The sequence below is a fragment of the Sphingomonas sp. UYAg733 genome (assembly GCF_054057355.1).
Genome location: NZ_JBSRZE010000005.1, coordinates 15,229 through 33,110, shown reverse-complemented (window position 1 = coordinate 33,110; position 17,882 = coordinate 15,229). Strand labels below are relative to the sequence as shown.

Annotated in this window: 17 protein-coding genes; 1 reads left to right on the top strand and 16 read right to left on the bottom strand. The window is 62.7% G+C overall.

The window, feature by feature from the left end; all coding sequences use genetic code 11:
• Window positions 1-220 precede the first annotated feature (220 nt).
• The 15 genes from katG to ACVWZA_RS10650 all read right to left on the bottom strand — a co-directional run bounded on the left by katG (window position 221) and on the right by ACVWZA_RS10650 (window position 12,857).
• Window positions 221-2,449 carry a catalase/peroxidase HPI gene (gene katG / locus ACVWZA_RS10720; RefSeq protein ID WP_457311191.1) on the bottom strand — a complete coding sequence of 743 codons (2,229 nt, stop codon included), beginning with the start codon at window positions 2,447-2,449 and terminating at the stop codon, window positions 221-223.
• A 132-nt stretch (window positions 2,450-2,581) separates the two neighbouring features.
• The gene (locus ACVWZA_RS10715; RefSeq protein ID WP_457311190.1) at window positions 2,582-3,499 is read right to left on the bottom strand and encodes a hemolysin family protein; all 918 of its coding nucleotides are present in this window, start codon (window positions 3,497-3,499) and stop codon (window positions 2,582-2,584) included.
• Between the two features lie 9 nt (window positions 3,500-3,508).
• Window positions 3,509-4,021 (bottom strand): rRNA maturation RNase YbeY, encoded by a 513-nt coding sequence (gene ybeY / locus ACVWZA_RS10710; RefSeq protein WP_457311189.1) that lies wholly within the window; start codon window positions 4,019-4,021, stop codon window positions 3,509-3,511.
• Window positions 4,018-4,413: a type II toxin-antitoxin system VapC family toxin gene (locus ACVWZA_RS10705; protein ID WP_457311188.1), complete on the bottom strand. Its 396-nt coding sequence runs from the start codon at window positions 4,411-4,413 to the stop codon at window positions 4,018-4,020. Before ACVWZA_RS10705 ends, ybeY begins: the two co-directional genes overlap by 4 nt.
• Window positions 4,397-4,669 carry a type II toxin-antitoxin system VapB family antitoxin gene (locus ACVWZA_RS10700; protein WP_457311187.1) on the bottom strand — a complete coding sequence of 91 codons (273 nt, stop codon included), beginning with the start codon at window positions 4,667-4,669 and terminating at the stop codon, window positions 4,397-4,399. The genes ACVWZA_RS10705 and ACVWZA_RS10700 overlap by 17 nt, the downstream gene beginning before the upstream one ends.
• Before the next feature lie 51 nt (window positions 4,670-4,720).
• The gene (locus ACVWZA_RS10695; protein WP_457311186.1) at window positions 4,721-5,719 is read right to left on the bottom strand and encodes a PhoH family protein; all 999 of its coding nucleotides are present in this window, start codon (window positions 5,717-5,719) and stop codon (window positions 4,721-4,723) included.
• Window positions 5,720-6,091: 372 nt separating this feature from the next.
• On the bottom strand, window positions 6,092-7,411 hold the full coding sequence (gene miaB, locus ACVWZA_RS10690) for a tRNA (N6-isopentenyl adenosine(37)-C2)-methylthiotransferase MiaB (protein WP_457311185.1): 1,320 nt from the start codon (window positions 7,409-7,411) through the stop codon (window positions 6,092-6,094).
• A 141-nt stretch (window positions 7,412-7,552) separates the two neighbouring features.
• Entirely contained in the window at window positions 7,553-8,443 is an 891-nt protein-coding gene (locus ACVWZA_RS10685; protein WP_457311184.1) for a lysophospholipid acyltransferase family protein, read from the bottom strand.
• Window positions 8,444-8,446: 3 nt separating this feature from the next.
• The gene (locus tag ACVWZA_RS10680; RefSeq protein ID WP_187760115.1) at window positions 8,447-8,869 is read right to left on the bottom strand and encodes a Fur family transcriptional regulator; all 423 of its coding nucleotides are present in this window, start codon (window positions 8,867-8,869) and stop codon (window positions 8,447-8,449) included.
• 176 nt (window positions 8,870-9,045) lie between these two features.
• Window positions 9,046-9,462, bottom strand: a complete 417-nt coding sequence (locus tag ACVWZA_RS10675) for a MucR family transcriptional regulator (protein WP_457311183.1) — start codon at window positions 9,460-9,462, stop codon at window positions 9,046-9,048.
• A 109-nt stretch (window positions 9,463-9,571) separates the two neighbouring features.
• Entirely contained in the window at window positions 9,572-10,030 is a 459-nt protein-coding gene (locus ACVWZA_RS10670; RefSeq protein ID WP_457311182.1) for a GNAT family N-acetyltransferase, read from the bottom strand.
• A 14-nt stretch (window positions 10,031-10,044) separates the two neighbouring features.
• A complete protein-coding gene (gene tsaB / locus ACVWZA_RS10665; RefSeq protein ID WP_457311181.1) occupies window positions 10,045-10,662 on the bottom strand; it encodes a tRNA (adenosine(37)-N6)-threonylcarbamoyltransferase complex dimerization subunit type 1 TsaB in 618 nt (205 codons plus the stop codon).
• Window positions 10,663-10,693: 31 nt separating this feature from the next.
• Window positions 10,694-11,287, bottom strand: coding sequence for a malonic semialdehyde reductase (locus tag ACVWZA_RS10660; RefSeq protein WP_457311180.1), 594 nt, complete (start codon window positions 11,285-11,287; stop codon window positions 10,694-10,696).
• A gap of 32 nt (window positions 11,288-11,319) precedes the next feature.
• A complete protein-coding gene (locus tag ACVWZA_RS10655; protein WP_457311401.1) occupies window positions 11,320-11,892 on the bottom strand; it encodes a NifU family protein in 573 nt (190 codons plus the stop codon).
• Between the two features lie 101 nt (window positions 11,893-11,993).
• Entirely contained in the window at window positions 11,994-12,857 is an 864-nt protein-coding gene (locus ACVWZA_RS10650; protein WP_457311179.1) for an aspartyl/asparaginyl beta-hydroxylase domain-containing protein, read from the bottom strand.
• A gap of 210 nt (window positions 12,858-13,067) precedes the next feature.
• Here ACVWZA_RS10650 and ACVWZA_RS10645 point away from each other — a divergent pair, with 210 nt between their 5' ends.
• Window positions 13,068-16,043, top strand: coding sequence for a M16 family metallopeptidase (locus ACVWZA_RS10645; RefSeq protein ID WP_457311178.1), 2,976 nt, complete (start codon window positions 13,068-13,070; stop codon window positions 16,041-16,043).
• Between the two features lie 33 nt (window positions 16,044-16,076).
• Here ACVWZA_RS10645 and ACVWZA_RS10640 read toward each other — a convergent pair whose 3' ends face one another.
• Window positions 16,077-17,867 (bottom strand): AMP-dependent synthetase/ligase, encoded by a 1,791-nt coding sequence (locus ACVWZA_RS10640; RefSeq protein ID WP_457311177.1) that lies wholly within the window; start codon window positions 17,865-17,867, stop codon window positions 16,077-16,079.
• Window positions 17,868-17,882: the final 15 nt, after the last annotated feature.

The window sequence follows — 17,882 nt, the reverse complement described above, 5'->3', positions numbered from 1 at the left end:
AGATACTTAATATAATATTGGCGATGTTGAGCGATGCCGAGGCTTGAGGAGATATGGGACATCGAGCCCAGCCTGAAGTCGATCGGGCTCACCTGCGCCTAACACAAAAGGCCGCCGGCGAGGGGGTCGCCGGCGGCCGGCCGAGCGAAATGCTCGGGGAACCTGTCATGTCGTCGGTACGACCCCCAGGAACTGTGGGGAATTAATTTCCCACAAATCCTCAGGCGAGGTCGAACCGGTCGGCGTTCATCACTTTGGTCCAGGCCGAAGCGAAGTCCTTGACGAACTTCACGCCCGCATCGGCCGAGGCATAGACCTCGGACAATGCGCGCAGCTGCGAATTTGCGCCGAACGCCAGATCGGTGCGCGTCGCGGTCCATTTCCGCTGGTCGGTCTTGCGACAAGAGCCAGCGAACTCCTCGTCGCCCGCTTCATCGATTTCCTTCCACGCCGTGCCCATGTCGAGCAGGTTGACGAAGAAATCGTTGGTCAGCTGACCCGGGCGGTCAGTCAGCACGCCGTGCTTCGAGCCGGCATGGTTGGCACCAAGTACACGCAGGCCGCCCAGCAGCACGGCCATTTCAGGTGCGCTCAGCCCAAGTAATTGCGATCGATCGACCAGCAGCTCCTCAGTCGGCACGCTGAAGCGGACCGAGAGGTAGTTGCGGAAACCGTCCGCTTTCGGTTCGAGTACCTCGAAGCCCTCGGCATCGGTCTGCGCGTCCGAAGCATCGGTGCGGCCGGGCGTGAAGGGCAGCTCGATCCGGTGGCCGGCATCGCTTGCGGCCTTCTCGACCGCCGCGGTGCCGCCGAGCACGATCAGGTCGGCGATGCTGACGCCCTTGCCGCCTGCGCCACCGTCGAAGTCGCTCTTGATGCCCTCATAGACTTTAAGCACTTTGGCGAGCTTTTCGGGCTCGTTCACCTTCCAGTCTTTCTGCGGCGCAAGCCTGATGCGGCCGCCATTCGCCCCGCCGCGATGGTCCGAGCCGCGATAGGTCGAGGCCGAGGCCCAGGCGACCGTCACTAGCTCGGCGATCGACAGGCCCGAAGCGAAGATCTTCGCCTTGAGCCCTGCCACATCGCCCGCATCGATCGCGGCTTGATCGGCCGTGGGGATCGGATCCTGCCAGATCAGGTCCTCCGCCGGCACTTCGGGGCCGAGATAACGTGCCTTAGGGCCCATATCGCGGTGGCACAGTTTGAACCAGGCGCGGGCAAAGGCATCGGCGAACTGATCAGGGTTATCGCGGAACCGCTCGCAGATCGCGCGGTACGCCGGGTCGACTTTCATCGCCATGTCGGCGGTGGTCATCATCGTCGGCACATGCCGGTCGGGGCTGTGTGCGCCCGGTGCCAGGGTTTCCGCCGGATTGCCGACCGGTTGCCACTGGTTCGCGCCTGCCGGGCTCTTCACCAGTTCATACTCATGGTCGAGCAGCATCGCGAAATAGCTCATGTCCCATTTGGTGGGCGTTGGCGTCCACGCACCTTCGATGCCGCTGGTGATCGTATGATCGCCCATGCCGCTCTCATGAGTCGAGAGCCAGCCGAGCCCCTGGGTGGCGATGTCAGCGCCCTCCGGCTCGATGCCGACCAAAGACGCATCGCCAGCGCCATGCGCCTTGCCGAAGGTATGGCCGCCGGCGGTGAGCGCTGCGGTTTCCTCGTCGTTCATCCCCATGCGCTTGAACGTCTCACGAATGTCGCGACCCGACTGCACCGGGTCGGGATTGCCGCCCGGTCCCTCGGGATTGACGTAGATCAGGCCCATCTGGATCGCCGCCAGCGGCTCCTCAAGTGCCATGCCGGCATGCTCGTCGATGCGGGTCTGGCCGACCCATTCTTCTTCGGTGCCCCAATAAATGTCTTTCTCCGGCTCGAACACGTCAGCGCGGCCGCCGCCGAAGCCGAACACCGGGCCGCCCATCGATTCGATCGCGACGTTGCCGGTAAGGATCATCAGATCGGCCCAGCTGAGCTTGCGGCCATATTTCTGCTTGATCGGCCAAAGCAGGCGACGTGCCTTGTCGAGATTGCCGTTATCCGGCCAGGAGTTGAGCGGCGCGAAGCGCTGCGAGCCGGACGATGCGCCGCCGCGGCCGTCGCCCGTGCGATAGGTGCCGGCGCTATGCCATGCCATGCGGATGAAGAAGGGACCGTAATGTCCGTAATCGGCCGGCCACCAGGACTGGCTGTCGGTCATCAATGCAGTCAGGTCGCGCTTGACAGCGGCATAGTCGAGCGACTTGAATTCCGTGGCATAGTCGAAATCGTCGCCCATCGGATCGCCCGACAGGCCATTCTGCTGGAGGATATCCAGCGAGAGCTGGTTCGGCCACCAGTCACGGCTGGTTCGACCTAGCAGTGTTCGGAGTGCGCGCGGTTCCTTCGCCTGATCACTTAGGGGGCTTCCGGTCATCGGGCAGCCGCTGGTCTTGCTATCCACTGTCTTCTCCTAAGTTTTTCGTTGATCGTGGTGACCGCACCGGGATAGCCGAGCAGCGGTGATCGGAGAAACGCTAAATAGTGAAGTCAGTGATCGGGCTGGACGATCACAGCCTGTGTCGCGGCGACCGGGTCACGCGTCGCGCTCCTCCGGCGAAGCCTGTGGTGGATGGAGCCTGAGCTTGGTCACGCGGCGCGTATCGGCCTCGACCACTTCGAGTTTCCAACCGCTGTCGTGCGACAGGCATTCGCCCGCCTGCGGGACATGGCCCGCGATCAGCGCGGCCAGGCCGGCGAGCGTGTCGATATCTTCATCGACCTCGGCCAAGCGCTTATCGATCGTCTCGCCGATATCCTCGAGTTCGGCGCGGCCATCGACGTCCCAGGCGCCGCCGTCGAGCGGCACGATCAGCGCTTCGGGCGCGTCGTCATGCTCGTCCTCGATATCGCCGACGATCTCTTCGATCAGATCCTCGATCGTCACCAGGCCTTCGGTGCCGAAATATTCGTCAAGCACGACGGCCAGATGCACACGGCTAGCGCGCATATCAGCGAGCAGATCGAGTACGCCGCGTGACATCGGCACGAACAAGGGCTGGCGGATCAGGCCTTCCAGCTTCTCCGGATGCGGCGCGCCGGTCGCGAGGATCGCGAAGACGTCCTTGATATGGACCATGCCGATGATCGTATCGAGCTTCTCGCGATATACCGGCAGGCGGCTATGGCCGGCCGCGGCAAAAATCTTGACCAGATCGTCGAATGGGGTCCGCTCCTCGATCGCAATGATGTCGGCGCGCGGCACGCCCACATCACCCGCATCGCGCTCGCCGAAATGGAGCAGGTTGCGCACCATGGTGCGCTCGAGCGGGGAAAGGTCGCCCTTGGCGTCGGGCGCGGGATCGTCCTCGTGCGCGTCGATCGCTTCTTCAAGCTGGTGGCGGAGCGAATCGTCGCCCGATTCGCCGAAGATCATGGCGCGCAGCGAGCGCCATATACTGCCCTCATTGGTACCGGCGTCCCCGGCGTCGGTGGTACTTTGGCCCTCGGGCATAGTAGCGTTTCAGTCCTCTTTTATCAGGTAGGGATCGGCCAGGCCGAGTGCGGCAAGCGTATCGATTTCGATACTCTCCATCGTGTCGGCCTCGTGATCCTCGATATGATCATAGCCCAACAAATGCAGCGTGCCATGCACGATCAGATGCGTGGCGTGATCTTCGGTCGAAATGCCCTTCTCCTCTGCCTCCGCCGCGCACACGCCATAAGCAAGCACGATATCGCCAAGCAATACTTCGCCATTGTCGGAATTCTGGCTGATCGTATCGAGCAGATCGGCCTGCACCATGGGAAAGCTCAGGACGTTGGTTGGCCTGTCCTTGTGGCGATATTGCGCGTTTAGCGTCTGCACTTCGTCATTGGTGGTCAGCCGGACCGAGATTTCGATTGTCGCGGCAGATGGGCAAAATTCGGCATAGGGGCTGTGCAGCACAGCCTCTTCCGCAGCCAATTGAGCTAACCCGTGCCAATCGACCCCGGCGTTCCATGCGCCTTCTGTCTGAAGTTCGACGACAATCATGCGAGGTCAGTCATCGCAAAGTCATTCCCTTTGTAAAGCAACTTCGCGTTGTTCGCTTTGGCGCACGCGTAAGCGAAGCAGTCGCCCATGTTGAGCGCCGCAGGATGACGGCCTTTGCCATATTGTTGATAGGCATCCAGTGCGAATTCAGCCTCAATGGTTCCAATGGTTATCAGTCGAAATGGGCGTGCAGCCGCTATGTCCGCCACTTCTCGTCGTGAATTCTCTATCGTATAGCTATAGGAGCGGCATAACGCGCTTACTGTTTCCCAAGCAGACATTGGTGACCAAATTGGATCGCTGTCATCGCGCACGAGCATAGCCAGCTCCAAGCCATCGGGTTCGCCAGTGATTATTGCAACGAGAGCCGATGCATCAACAAAAAGGGTCATCGACATCCTCTTCGCCCGACAACCAGTCAAAGAAAGCCTTGTCCGCTTTCAGGCCCGTCCGTGGCGGCAGCGGATGATCACGCCGATATTGATCCAACCATTGTATGAAGTCCTGTTTGGGCGGAAGGTCGCCCAATTCAGCCTTCCTGCGACGCAGAGAATCGCGAACGACGTCCGTTTTTGTCGTGCCAAGTCGAGCTGCCAATTCAGCCGCCAGCGCAGCGGTCTCGCTGTCTTTGATGAAAAGAGATGCCATGTTCCCTCCTCGAGGATATCCTGACATATGTAACGGGATATTCTTTTTCAATCAAGCATCGACGCCCTCATAGGCCTCGACGATGCGCCCGACGATCGGATGGCGCACGACATCGCCCGCGCCGAAGCGGCAGATCGACAGACCATCGACGCCTTCGAGCCGGCCGACCGCGTCGTTGAGCCCCGACGCGTTCATGCCACCGGGAAGATCGGTCTGCTTGGGATCGCCGCATACCACCATGCGGCTATTCTCGCCGAAGCGGGTGAGGAACATCTTCATTTGCGCCGGGGTGGTGTTCTGCGCCTCGTCGAGGATGATGAAGGCGTCAGCGAGCGTGCGGCCACGCATGAAAGCGATCGGTGCGATCTCGATCTCGCCCGAGGCGATGCGCCGTTCGACCTGCTCGGCGGGCAGGCAGTCGTTGAGCGCGTCATAGAGCGGACGGAGATAGGGATCGACCTTCTCCTTCATGTCGCCGGGCAGAAAGCCGAGCTTTTCGCCCGCCTCGACCGCGGGGCGCGACAGGATCAGGCGCTGGACGCTGCCGGTGATCAGCTGCGCCACCGCCTGCGCGACCGCGATATAGGTCTTGCCGGTGCCCGCTGGCCCGAGCGCGAAGATGATGTCGTGGTTGAGTAGTTCGCGCATATAATGCTGCTGCGCGATGGTGCGCGGCACGATCGTCTTCTTGCGCGTACGAATCATCACCTGCGGCGCGCCGCCGGCATCGGCCTGGATGATCCCGGCGAGCGTCGGTTCTGCCGACATGGCGATCACCGCGTCGACCAGGCCGGGATCGACCCGTTCGCCGCGCACGATGCGGTTGTAGAGTCCCTGCAATACATCGCGCGCCTCGGCCACCGCCTCGGCGCGGCCTTCCAGACCCACGCGATTGCCGCGCGCGGTGATGTAAACGCCGAGCCGGTTTTCCAGCAGCAGCAGGTTCTGGTCGAACTCCCCGAAGAGCTGGGCCATGAGTTGCGGCTTGTCGAACACGACCTCTGCGCGGCTGCGATCACCGGACTGGGCGGGGACAGGCTTGCGGCTCATGCGGTTCCTTCGGGTCGGAGGATGAGAAACGGATGCGCATCTGCGCCCGGATGCTGGCTGGATCGCTGGTCGAACGGGATGTCGGGGCGGTTCGTTCCGCCGGGGAGCTCAAAGGGGCGAGTCTGCTGCATCCGTCACGGAGTTTGGCAGAGCCGGGGCAGGGAGGACAGGGGAATCTTGGCCGGCCGCTCGCTATTCGGCGGGTGTGCGAAAGGAGCAACAGGGGGGGGCGTTGAGGAGCGACGTTATGCGGGGCGCCAACCTCGTTCGCTTCGAGCGAAGCCGAGAAACAGACCCCAGGCGCTGGACAAGGTTTCTCGATTCCGCTGGAAACAAACGGCAAGGAGATGAATCCGTTCAGCTCGAAGCGCCCTAGGCGACGACCCGTAGTCGCTCCACGCCGGCAACGGAGTTCGCGCCGGCGGAATCGATCTCGACCTCGACCAGATCGCCAATCGCTGCGTCGGTGACGAGGTGCACCGATTGCAGCCACGGACTCTTGCCGATCAACTGGCCGGGCAGTTTACCCTTGCGTTCGAGCAACAGGTCGCAGGTTCGCCCGACGGTCGCCTGGTTGAACGCCTCCTGGTCGCGGTTGATCGCCGCCTGCAGCCGCTGCAGCCGCTGGTCCATCACTTCAGCAGGGACCTGATCGCCCATGCTGGCGGCGGGGGTGCCGGGGCGGGGGCTGTATTTGAAACTGAAGGCTTGCGCGTAAGCAACGCTATCGACGAGGCTCAAGGTCTCAGCGAAGTCGGCTTCAGTCTCGCCCGGGAAGCCAACGATAAAGTCGCCCGACAGCGCGATGTCGGGACGCGCGGCTCGAACGCGGTCGAGCAGGCGCAGATAGGAATCACGCGTGTGGCTGCGGTTCATCGCTTTCAGGATGCGGTCGCTGCCCGCCTGCACCGGCAGATGCAGGAAGGGCATCAGCTTTTCAACCTCGGCATGCGCGCGGATCAGGCCTTCGCGCATGTCGTTGGGGTGGCTGGTCGTATAACGGATACGGGCCAGTCCTTCGATCCGGTCGAGCGCGATGATCAGGTCGTGGAGACCGCGGCCATCGTCTTCCCAGGCATTGACGTTCTGGCCGAGCAGGGTGATTTCGCGCGCGCCGGCGCCGACCAGCGCTTTCGCCTCGTCGATGATATGCGCCCAGGGGCGGCTGACTTCGGCGCCGCGCGTGTAAGGGACGACGCAATAAGTGCAGAATTTGTCGCACCCCTCCTGCACCGTCAGGAACGCCGATGGCGGCACGCGCCTGCGCGCGGGGAGGTGGCCGAATTTCATCTCGACCGGCATACCGGTGTCGAGCGCGCTTTCGCCGCGCGCGGCTTTCGCGACCAGGTCGGGGAGATTGTGATAGGCTTGCGGGCCGACCACCACATCGACCTTTGCGCGGCGCACGATTTCCTCGCCTTCGGCCTGCGCGACGCAGCCGGCAATGGCGATCATCGGGGTCTTGCCGTGTTTGGCCATGGCATGTTTGCGAATCCGGCCGATGTCCGAATACACCTTCTCGGTCGCGCGCTCGCGGATGTGGCAGGTGTTGAGCACGACCAGGTCGGCGGTGTCGGCGTCGGTCGCGATCAGGCCTTGCGCCGACATGAGTTCGCTCATGCGGTCGCCGTCATAGACGTTCATCTGGCAGCCGAATGATTTGACGGCAAAGGTCTTGGGGGCAGGTTTCATGTTGGTGGCGCCTATAGGCCGTGCAGCGTCTGAAACCAATCCTCCCCGGAACTGGGAGGGGATCGCGCGCTTTTTCAGCGCGTGGTGGAGGGGGCGTGCCAAGCAGCGCTACGGTGCCGGCCCACCCCCTCCACCACGCCGCTACGCGTCGCGGTCCCCCTCCCCGTTCCGGGGAGGATCGAGGTCCGGTACGAACTTCACCGCCTCGACCGCATAGGCGAACGGCCGGATCGGCTTACCCAGCAGCTCGACCAGGGCGGCCTCGATCCGGAGGCGGCTCTCCGCCGCGATCGCCTTGCGGCCGGGGAAATCGCGTGGATGGAACGGCTCGAGGAAATGTACCTTCATGCGGAAATTGCCGGCGCGCGACAGGATCCGTTTGGCGTTATTGACGCCGCTTTCCTCGCCGATCCAGCCAATCTCCTCGGCAAAGATACCATAGTCGAGCAGCACCGGCTGGACGAGCACGCCGGGTGGGGGCGGCTCCAGAACGCGTAGCATCGGGGTCTTGAACGGGAGCAGCGACTGGCCGTCGGTCGTCGTTCCTTCGGGGAAGACGGTGACCGACCAATTGTCGGTCAAGGCGTCGCGCAGCTGGTTGATCTGTTCGGCGACGCCGAGCCGGTTCTCGCGCTTGACGAAAACGGTGCGGTTGAGCGTCGAAAGCCAGCCGACCACGGGAGCGGCGCGGATCTCCTCCTTGGCGACGAAGGCGGTGCCGCTCTGGCCCGCAATGGCGAGGATATCGATCCAGCTGAGATGGTTGGAGACGTAGAAGACGTCACGCTTGAGCGGCACGCCGACGCGTTCGACCCGCGCGCCGGCAAGGCGCGCGGCCCAACCGAGGAAGATTTTCGGCCAGGGCGAGCCGATGCGCAGCAAGTGCCAGAGATAATGCAGCGGAACGGTGAGCAGCAGCGCCAGCACCAGCCCGGTCGCGCGCAAGGTGATGCGGGTATAACCCAGCGCGTCGATCGGCGGCGGCTTGCCTGCCGCTGCATCGGCCCGTGCCGCCGCTGTTATGCCCGGCAAGGCCTATACCTTGCGGTCGAGCGAGACGCCGTAGAGTTCCATGCGGTGATCGACCAGGCGGAAGCCGAGCCGTTCGGCGATCGCCTTTTGCAATTGTTCAAGCTCGGGATCGACGAATTCGATGACCTTGCCGCTCTCGACATCGATCAGGTGATCGTGATGCGCCTCAGGGGCGGGCTCGTAGCGCGCGCGGCCATCGCCGAAATCGTGGCGATCGAGAATGCCGGCCTCTTCGAACAGGCGCACGGTCCGATAGACCGTGGCGATCGAGATGCCCGGATCGATCTGCGACGCGCGTTCATAGACCTTCTCCACATCGGGATGGTCTTCAGCCTCCGACAGGACGCGCGCGATGACGCGCCGTTGTTCGGTAATGCGCAGGCCTTTTTCATTGCACAGCGCTTCGAGATCGATCTTGCGAGCCATGGCAGTAACGTAGGCGCTCCAGGCTTATTGATAAAGGGCGATCGACTCGCAACAAGCCGGGTTGATATTTCGGCCGACCCCCAGACTGAAACGACCCCCAAACCAAAACAGCGACGAAGGCCGGAGCCTCCGTCGCCGCGATGAAAAGGTCCTGCCGCAAGGGCCGACCGATATGATTACCTGGGCTTGCGTCGCTTGGTGCCGAGGCCGATCTTCTTGGCGAGTGTCCGGCGCTGCTCAGCATAGCTCGGTGCGACCATCGGATAGTCGGCAGCAAGATTCCACTTCGCGCGATACTGTTCCGGGGTCATCTGATAATGCGTCATCAGGTGGCGCTTGAGCATTTTCAGCTTTTTGCCGTCTTCGAGGCAGACGATATAGTCTGGCTTGATCGACGAACGAATCGAAACGGCCGGCTCCTGCTTGACTTCGGGTGTCGCGACCGGGGTGCCAAGGCCGGCGAGCGCGCCATGCACATTGGCGATGAGGACCGGCAGATCCGAAACCGCAACACTGTTGTTGCTCACATGTGCCGCGACAATATCAGCCGTCAGCGTGATCAGGGTTTCCTGCAGATCGTTGTTGATGTCCATTGTAGTCCTTCCGACCCATATTATGGCTGCATTACGACGCAACCAAATTGGGCCTATCGTCTTTTGTATGCTTGGGCGCAAGCAGTAATCGTGACCAAATCAAGTAAAATCAGGTCAATTCGCGGCGAAACGTGAAAGCATCAAAGGTCTGGCCGACATTACCGCGATAGTATGCACGACGTTCACCGACCTTGGTGAAGCCAGCAGTGCGATAAAGCTTGATCGCCTCATTACCCTCACGCACCTCAAGGTGCAGTTTTGAGGCGTTTTTTTCGCGCGCTTCAGTAACCACCGACCGAAGCAGTGCGGCCGCGACACCTTTGCGGCGACTGGCCGGCGCGGTCGCCAGCAACAACAGTTCCGCCTCGTCGACAATCTGCCGCGACAGCGCGAAGCCGACCGGCTTGCCGTCGACCGACGCGATCGTCAGCCAGACGCCAGACAACGCCATGATGCCGAGGCACTGGCCGTGCGTCCATGCTTCGCCGAACCGCGGATCGAACGCCTCGACCATGAGCGACTCGACCGTGGCAAGGTCGGCCGTGCCGCCGTTGCGCAGATCGATCATGGTCAGCACGCTGCTCATGCCGCCTGTGGTTTCGCGTCTGGCGCGCGACCATAGATCGGGCGCGGTGGAAGGTTGGCAAATTCCGTGGGCAACAGGATCGCGTCGGCCGCTTCGGGAAGGCTTTCGGTCACGTCGAGCGCGGGGTCGAGCGCGGTCAGCCGGCGTACGCCGTTGCCGATTGCCGGACGGTCCCCGAGTGCGACAAGCGCCGCTTCGGGCCGAAGCGAGCCGAAAGCACCGGCGGGCGCGAGCGGAGCATGAAAAAGCTGCATGAAGACCTCGCCATGCCCGCCTTCAAGGACGACCGCAAGCATGTCGCATTCGGGCCTTGCGACGAATCCGGCGGCGGCGATCAAGGGGAGCGAAGAGAAGCCATGAACCTCGGCCTGCCAGCCAAATGAGAGGCCGCGCGCGGCGGCAATGCCGACGCGGACGCCGGTGAAACTGCCCGGCCCGCAATCGACCAGAATGCGATCGGCGCGACCGCCATCGGGAAGCTCGGCGACCATCGGAATTAGCCGTTCGGCATGGCCGCGCCCGACCACCTCATGGCATGACGCGATCACCGCGCCGCCTTCGATCAGCGCGACCGAGCAGGCTGCGGTCGCGGTTTCGATGACTAACGTGCGCAAATGCCACCTTTTGTAAAAATCATCGAACCGCTCAGGCGATGGTGTTGAATTTCTCGAACGCCGGACGCGGCAGCCGGTCGAAGATCGAGGCCGGATCGCCGTGCCCGAGCGTCGAAATGAAGTTCGACCGGATGCTCGGCGTGCCGGCGAAGAAGGCCGCGTCGACCTTGCCATTGTCGAAGCCCGACATGGGGCCGGTATCCAGCCCCAGCGCGCGTGCGGCGATGATGAAATAGGCACCCTGCAACGTCGAATTGCGCATTGCCGATACCGCGCGCAGTTCCGCGTTGCCCTCGAACCATGATTTTGCGTCGGCATGCGGAAAGAATTCCGGCAGATATTCGTGGAAATTTTCGTCCATGCCGATCACGACGCTGACCGGAGCATTGAGGATTTTGGGGGCATTCTGCGCGGATGTGCAGGCGGCGAGCTTCGCCTTGGCCACATCGCTGACACACCAGACGAGGCGTGCGGGAAGCTGGTTGGCCGATGTCGGGCCCCATTTCATCAGATCCCAGATCGCATGCAGTTCGGCCTCGGCGACTGGCTGATCAGTATAGCCGTTATAAGAACGCGCGGTACGGAAGATCGTATCGAGCGCCGCGTTGGACAGCTTCTCGGTCATGCAGGAACCTCGTTTTAGGCAGAAGTGCGGTGTCAGACCGCGCGGACTTCGGTAACCTCGGGGACATAATATTTGAGCAATTGCTCGATGCCGTTTTTCAGTGTCGCGGTCGAGGACGGGCAGCCTGCGCAGGCGCCCTGCATCTTCAGGAAGACCTTACCCTGGTCGAAACCGCGATAGATGATGTCGCCGCCGTCATTGGCGACCGCCGGACGGACGCGGGTATCGATCAATTCCTTGATCTGCGCGACGATATCGGCGTCTTCGGGGTTCTCGGCGAAGCTTTCCTCGGCTGGCACGCTGATCCCGCCGGCGCTGCCAGGTCGGAACAGCGGCATCGCGGCGGAGAAATGGTCGAGCAACAGACCGAGCACGTCGGGCTTGAGATAGGACCAATCGACACCCGGCGCGGCGGTGACTGAAACGAAGTTGCTGCCGAAAAACACCCCGGTCACGTCGCCGAGATCGAACAGCGCCTCGGCGAGCGGCGACGCAACCGCCTCTTCTGGAGTGGCGAAGTCGCGCGTACCAGCTTCCATCACGGCCTGACCGGGAAGGAATTTGAGCGTCGCGGGGTTGGGCGTCGTTTCGGTTTCGATCAGCATCCCGTGCATGTGGCGTGCGCGAGGGGATGGATCAAGGCGGGAGTTGGAAAGACTGGGTTGAACAACCCTCGGCCCCTCCCTTCAAGGAGGGGCCGAGACGTTTACACATCCATCTTCTTCATTGCGTCGTTCCAGGTCGCGATATTGTCGCGGGCTTCCTGGACGAAGGCGGACTTGCGCACGACCTTGAGGAACGTGTCGGCGATCCAGCGGCCCGGCTGGCGCAACGGGCGCTCGAACTGGACAAGCAGGACGACGCGCGTGCCGATCGTGTCGTTCCACACCTCGTGTTGATACGTGTCGTCGAACACCAAAGTCTCACCCTCGGCCCAGCGCACGATGCGGTCGTCGACGCGCATCCGGACATCGCCATCCTGCGGCACGATCAAGCCGAGATGGCAGGTGATCAAACCCTTGGTGACGCCACGATGGTCGGGAATATGCGTGCCCGGCGCGAGGATCGAGAAGAACGCACTGTTCAGGCCGGGAATCCGCTCGACGATCGCTTGAGTCTTCGGGCAGCGCGCGAGATTGTCCTCGATCGGGAAACCATAGCCCCACAGGAAGAAGGAGCGCCACATATCGACCTGTGCAATCGACCGATGGTCGGGCGAGATGGTGGCGAGGCTCGGCGACGCCTGGCCCTGCAGCGCGACCTCGATCGCCTCGTCGCGGATCACCTCCCAATTGTCGCGCAGGATCGCCGTCCAGGCGAAATCGCGCACGTCGAGCACTGGATCGTTGGAGACGAGCGAAGAGGACGCGATCAGCCGGTCGAAGATGCCGCGCAGATGCTTGCCGAAACGGATGATCAGTGGCCGATTAGGATCCGCCTCGAGCTTGGCGCCTTGCACTGGAGCCCCTGAAATCACATTGAGATCAGGGACGCGAATGGTGCGCTGCTCGTCGGAATTGCCCGATTTAGGCCATAATCCGGTGGTGGCCGAAGTTGTTTTTACGCTCACTAACATACTCGCCTTTGTTCGGGTGGCTGCTCAACCGGCCCGGATTTCCTCATGTTGCACCGCAGCGGCGTATGCCCCCAACGCTTCGGTGAAGCGGACAGTTAGCGTGCCTCTTGGTCGAAAAAATGGCGCTTTGTGACACTTTGTGTCCTTAGTAATGCGCGGCGCGGCATCTGGCGGTCGCTTGGGAAGGGCGCTAGAGTCGCCGGCATGGTTGCTTCTTTGCGCGTCATGCGTCTTCCGTTGATCTCCGCTCTTCTGCTCGGATTGACCCTTCCCGCCAGCGGTCAGAACACCGCTCAACCGGTGGCTGTTCCGTCCCCGACACAAAATGTCGACCGGTCGGCCTGGCTTTACAAGGGCAGCGACATCGCGCCCGATCCGGAATGGCGATTCGGTACGCTGCCTAATGGTGTGCGCTACGCCGTGCGCCGCAATGGCGTGCCGCCGGGCCAGGTCGCGATCCGGGTGCGGATCGATGCCGGCTCGCTGATGGAAACCGAGAGCGAGCGCGGCTACGCGCATCTGATCGAGCATCTTTCGTTCCGCGGCTCGGTTTATGTGCCCGATGGCGAGGCGAAGCGGATCTGGCAGCGCTTCGGCGCGACCTTTGGTTCTGATACCAATGCGCAGACCACCCCGACCCAGACTGTGTTCAAGCTCGACCTGCCCAGCGCGACCGAAGCCGGCCTCGACGAGAGCCTGAAGGTGCTGGCCGGCATGGTCGACAAGCCCAATATCACCACCGCCGCGCTCAACGCCGAACGGCCCGCGGTGCTGGCGGAACAGCGCGAGGCCCCGGGCCCGCAGGTGCGCTTCGGTGATGCCCGGCTGGCGGCCTTTTTCGCCGGGCAGCCGCTCGCCAATCGCTCGCCGATCGGCACGATCAAGACGCTTGAGGCGGCAACCGCCGAGGGCGTCAAGACTTTCCACGACCGCTGGTATCGTCCCGAACGCGCGGTCGTCGTGATCTCGGGCGACCTCGATCCCGCACTGTTCGAACGATTGGTCGCGAAGAATTTCTCGGGCTGGCAGGGGACCGGCCCGAAGCCGGCCGAGCCCGATTTCGGCAAGCCGGATGGCGCCCGGCCGTCGACCGCGGTCGTGGTCGAACCAAGCCTGCCGCCGATCGTCGGCCTGGCGGTATTGCGTCCATGGAAATATCAGGACGACACGATCATCATGAACCAGAATCGGCTGGTCGATTCGGTTGCTGCTCGCGTTATCAGCCGCCGCCTCGAAACGCGCGCGCGCGCCGGGGGCAGCTTCATTCAGGCCGAAGTCAGCACCGACGACGTCTCCCGCTCGGCGAGCGGGACCTTCGTCAACATCCTGCCGATCGGCGACGATTGGGAAGCGGCATTGAAGGATGTGCGCGCGGTGATCGCGGATGCCCAGGCGGCGGCACCGAGTGCGGAAGAAGTGTCGCGCGAGCTGGCCGATTTCGACACCGTGCTGCGCACGCGCGTGGAGACGCAGGCGGCGGAAGCGGGCGCATCACAGGCGGACGATATGGTCGAGGCGGTCGACATCCGTGAAACGGTGACCGCGCCCAAGACGATCTATGCCGTACTCAAGGCGGCCGAGAAAAAGAAGATGTTCACACCGGCAACGGTGCTCGCATCGACCAAGCGCATCTTCACCGGCGATGCGACGCGCGCGTTGATCAATATCCGGACTCCCGATGAGAATGCGGCGACCAAATTGGCGGCGGCGCTCAAGGTGGACGTTGATGGCCTGGCCGGCAAGCGCAACGCACAGGCCAGGGTCGATTTCTCCAAGCTGCCCAAACTTGGCAAGCCCGGGACGGTGGTCAGCCGCAACAAGGTCGCCGATCTCGATATCGAAAAGGTCGTCTTTTCCAACGGCGTTCGGCTGATGCTGCGGACCAGTCCGGCGGAGGCGACGCGGGTCTATGTTCGGGTGCTTTTCGGTGGCGGCTACAATGCCTTGCCGGCGGATCGCGAAACACCGGCCTGGGCTGGTGAATTGTCGCTTGTTGCGGGCGGCGTGGGTACGCTCAAACAGGGCGATGTCGATCAGCTCACCGCAGGGCGCCGGATCGGGCTCGACTTCGACATCGGCGAAGACACATTCAGCTATGGCGCAATGACGTCGCCGACCGATCTTGCCGACCAGTTACGCTTGATGGCGGCGCGAATGGCGGCGCCGGGCTGGGATCCAAACCCTGTCGCACGCGCCAAATCGCTGATCCTTGCGGGTTATGACGGGTTCGACGCGTCACCGGACGGTGTGCTGTCGCGCGATCTGGAAGGATTGCTTCATGATGGCGATCCACGCTGGGGCACGCCAAGCCGTGCTCAGGTGGTCGGGACGACCGCCGCCGATGTGCGCAAATTGTGGGAGCCGTTGCTCGCCACCGGCCCGATCGAGGTGCAGGTGTTCGGCGACATCAGTGCCGACGCGGCAATCAAGGCGGTCGCGCAGACCATCGGCGCGCTGCCGCCACGTGCCGCATCGACCGAGGCAGCGCCACCGGTGCGCTTCCCCGCGCACAATGTGACGCCATTGATCCGCACTCATGGCGGCCCCGAAAACCAGGCCGCGGCAGTGATCGTCTGGCCGACCGGTGGCGGGATCGAGGCGGTGACCGAAAGCCGTTATCTCGACGTGCTCTCCGCGGTCATGAGCGACCGGCTGTTCGACCGGCTTCGTTCCGAAGCGGGCGCGAGCTATTCGCCCTCGGTGCAGAGCCAGTGGCCGGTCGGCATGGCCAGCGGCGGACGGTTGTTCGCGATTGGTCAGGTCGCGCCCGACAATGTTGCGTTGTTCTTCAAGATGTCGCGGGAGATCGCCGCAGACCTGGTCGCCAACCCGGTCAGCGACGACGAACTGCAACGCATCCTGACGCCGATGAAGCAATCGATCCTCCGCTCGTCGACCGGCAATCAGTTCTGGCTCAATTATCTGGCTGGCGCGTCCTATGACGAGCGGCGGATCACCGCGCTGCGTTCACTGTTCATCGATCTGGCGCGGGTTACGTCTGCCGACATTCAGGCGACGGCGCAGAAATACCTGCGGCCCGACAAGGATTGGACGATGGCGGTGGTACCCAAAGCATTGGGCGACAAGCCGCTGACAATGCCGGTCGCGGCGGCCGCTCCCGCGCCGCGGGCGGTGAAGGCACCGCCGGTGGTGAAGAAGCCGGTGACGATAGGGCGGTGAGACATCACCAGTCTCGAAGGGGACGAAGTGCTGCTACCCCTTGTACAACGCGTCGAGCCTCGGTCCGTAGACCTCCTTCAGTACATGCCGTCTGATCTTGAGTGATGGCGTCAGCTGTTCGTTCTCGATCGTGAAGGCCCCGTCCGCGATCACATAGCGCCGCACCCGCTCGATCACCGACAAATCCTTGTTCACCCGCTCTACCGCCGCGCTGAGCGCGGTGCGATAGCTGCTATTCTCGATCAGCTTGGCGAAATTGCAGCTATCGCCATTCTTCGCGCACCATTCCTGAGTCCATTCTGGGTCGGGCACCAGCACCGCGACCATATATGGCTTGCGGTCGCCGAAGATCATCGCCTGGACGATCTCGGGCTGCAGCGTGAGCATGCCCTCGACCTTTTGCGGTGCGACATTATCGCCCTTGTCGTTGACGATGATGTCCTTCTTGCGGTCGGTGATCTTGATCCGGCCCTTTTCGTCGATCAGGCCGATATCGCCAGTGTGCAGCCAGCCGTCCTGAAGCACGCGCGCCGTTTCAGCCTCGTTGCGCCAGTAACCGTGCATGACCAGCTCGCCGCGCACGAGGATTTCACCATCCTCGGCGATTCGCACCTCGGTATTGGGCAGTGGCGGACCGACCGTGTCCATCTTCAGCCCGGCACTTGGGCGATTGCACGAGATGACCGGTGCGGACTCGGTCTGACCATAACCCTGCAGGAAGGTCAGCCCCAATGACTGGAAAAAGATGCCGACCTCCGGCGTCAGCGGCGCGCCGCCCGACACCATCGCCTTCATCCGCCCGCCGAAGCGTTTGCTGATCTTGGGTTTGATCGTCGCCTTGACGACCAGGTCCATTGCCCGGTCCTTCAGGCTCATGCGGCCTTCGTACGACTTGGTGCCGACATCGAGCGCACGGTCGAGCAGGTAATTGGAGAATTTGCCCTGTTTCTCGATTGCCTTGGAGATGCGCGTGCGCAGCACTTCGAACAGGCGCGGAACGACGACCATGATCGTCGGGCGCGTCTCCTCGATATTGGAGGCAAGCTTGTCCAGCCCTTCGGAATAATAGATCTGCGCGCCGAGCCCGATCGGAAAATGCTGGCCGCCCGTATGTTCATAGGCGTGGCTGAGCGGCAGGAAGGACAGGAATACCTCGTCTTCCCAACCGAAATCCTCGGAGATCACGGTGCAGCAGCCATTGACGTTGTGCAGGATCGCGCCGTGATGCTGCATCACGCCGCGCGGCGCGCCGCCGGTGCCGCTGGTGTAGATGATACAGGCCAGATCATCGCGGGCGAAATTCGCCTCGGCCGCCACGTCCTTGGGGTCCGCGACATGGTCTTCGATCAGCTTCGCCCAATTGTGGAATTCGAGCGCGCCCGACTGCGCGACGCGAATGTCCTCAATGCCGATGACGATCTTTGCTGCGGAGGCGCGGACCGCAGCGGGGAGCAGGACCTTGGCGAGCTTGGCGGTCGAGACGATCACCGCCTTGGCCTCGCTATTCTCGATGATATGGGTGTGGTCGCGTTCGGTATTGGTGACATAGGTCGGCACGGTGACGCAGCCCGCCGCCATGATCGCCAGGTCGCTCAGGCACCATTCCGGCCGGTTCTCCGACACCAGCATCACCCGGTCGCCGCGTTCCAGTCCGACCGCTTTCAGCGCGCGAGCGAGGCTCGCAACCTTGACCGCCGACTCGCGCCAGCTGAGCGAGACCCAGCCGCTTTCTTCCTTGTGCCACAGGAACGGTTTGTCGCCCTGTTCCGCCGCGCGCGTGAAGAACATCGTCACGAGGTTGGGGAAATGTTCGAGCGTTCGCATCTGTCTCTCCCTGTA

What these genes read in the sequence shown, in the direction of transcription:
- ACVWZA_RS10715 (WP_457311190.1), bottom strand. Translation starts at nt 3,499, where the DNA reads ATGCCCGAGGGCCAAAGTACCACCGACGCCGGGGACGCCGGTACCAAT.
- ybeY (WP_457311189.1), bottom strand. Translation starts at nt 4,021, where the DNA reads ATGATTGTCGTCGAACTTCAGACAGAAGGCGCATGGAACGCCGGGGTC.
- ACVWZA_RS10705 (WP_457311188.1), bottom strand. Translation starts at nt 4,413, where the DNA reads ATGACCCTTTTTGTTGATGCATCGGCTCTCGTTGCAATAATCACTGGC.
- ACVWZA_RS10700 (WP_457311187.1), bottom strand. Translation starts at nt 4,669, where the DNA reads ATGGCATCTCTTTTCATCAAAGACAGCGAGACCGCTGCGCTGGCGGCT.
- ACVWZA_RS10695 (WP_457311186.1), bottom strand. Translation starts at nt 5,719, where the DNA reads ATGAGCCGCAAGCCTGTCCCCGCCCAGTCCGGTGATCGCAGCCGCGCA.
- miaB (WP_457311185.1), bottom strand. Translation starts at nt 7,411, where the DNA reads ATGAAACCTGCCCCCAAGACCTTTGCCGTCAAATCATTCGGCTGCCAG.
- ACVWZA_RS10680 (WP_187760115.1), bottom strand. Translation starts at nt 8,869, where the DNA reads ATGGCTCGCAAGATCGATCTCGAAGCGCTGTGCAATGAAAAAGGCCTG.
- ACVWZA_RS10675 (WP_457311183.1), bottom strand. Translation starts at nt 9,462, where the DNA reads ATGGACATCAACAACGATCTGCAGGAAACCCTGATCACGCTGACGGCT.
- ACVWZA_RS10670 (WP_457311182.1), bottom strand. Translation starts at nt 10,030, where the DNA reads ATGATCGATCTGCGCAACGGCGGCACGGCCGACCTTGCCACGGTCGAG.
- ACVWZA_RS10660 (WP_457311180.1), bottom strand. Translation starts at nt 11,287, where the DNA reads ATGACCGAGAAGCTGTCCAACGCGGCGCTCGATACGATCTTCCGTACC.
- ACVWZA_RS10655 (WP_457311401.1), bottom strand. Translation starts at nt 11,892, where the DNA reads ATGCTGATCGAAACCGAAACGACGCCCAACCCCGCGACGCTCAAATTC.
- ACVWZA_RS10645 (WP_457311178.1), top strand. Translation starts at nt 13,068, where the DNA reads ATGGTTGCTTCTTTGCGCGTCATGCGTCTTCCGTTGATCTCCGCTCTT.
- ACVWZA_RS10640 (WP_457311177.1), bottom strand. Translation starts at nt 17,867, where the DNA reads ATGCGAACGCTCGAACATTTCCCCAACCTCGTGACGATGTTCTTCACG.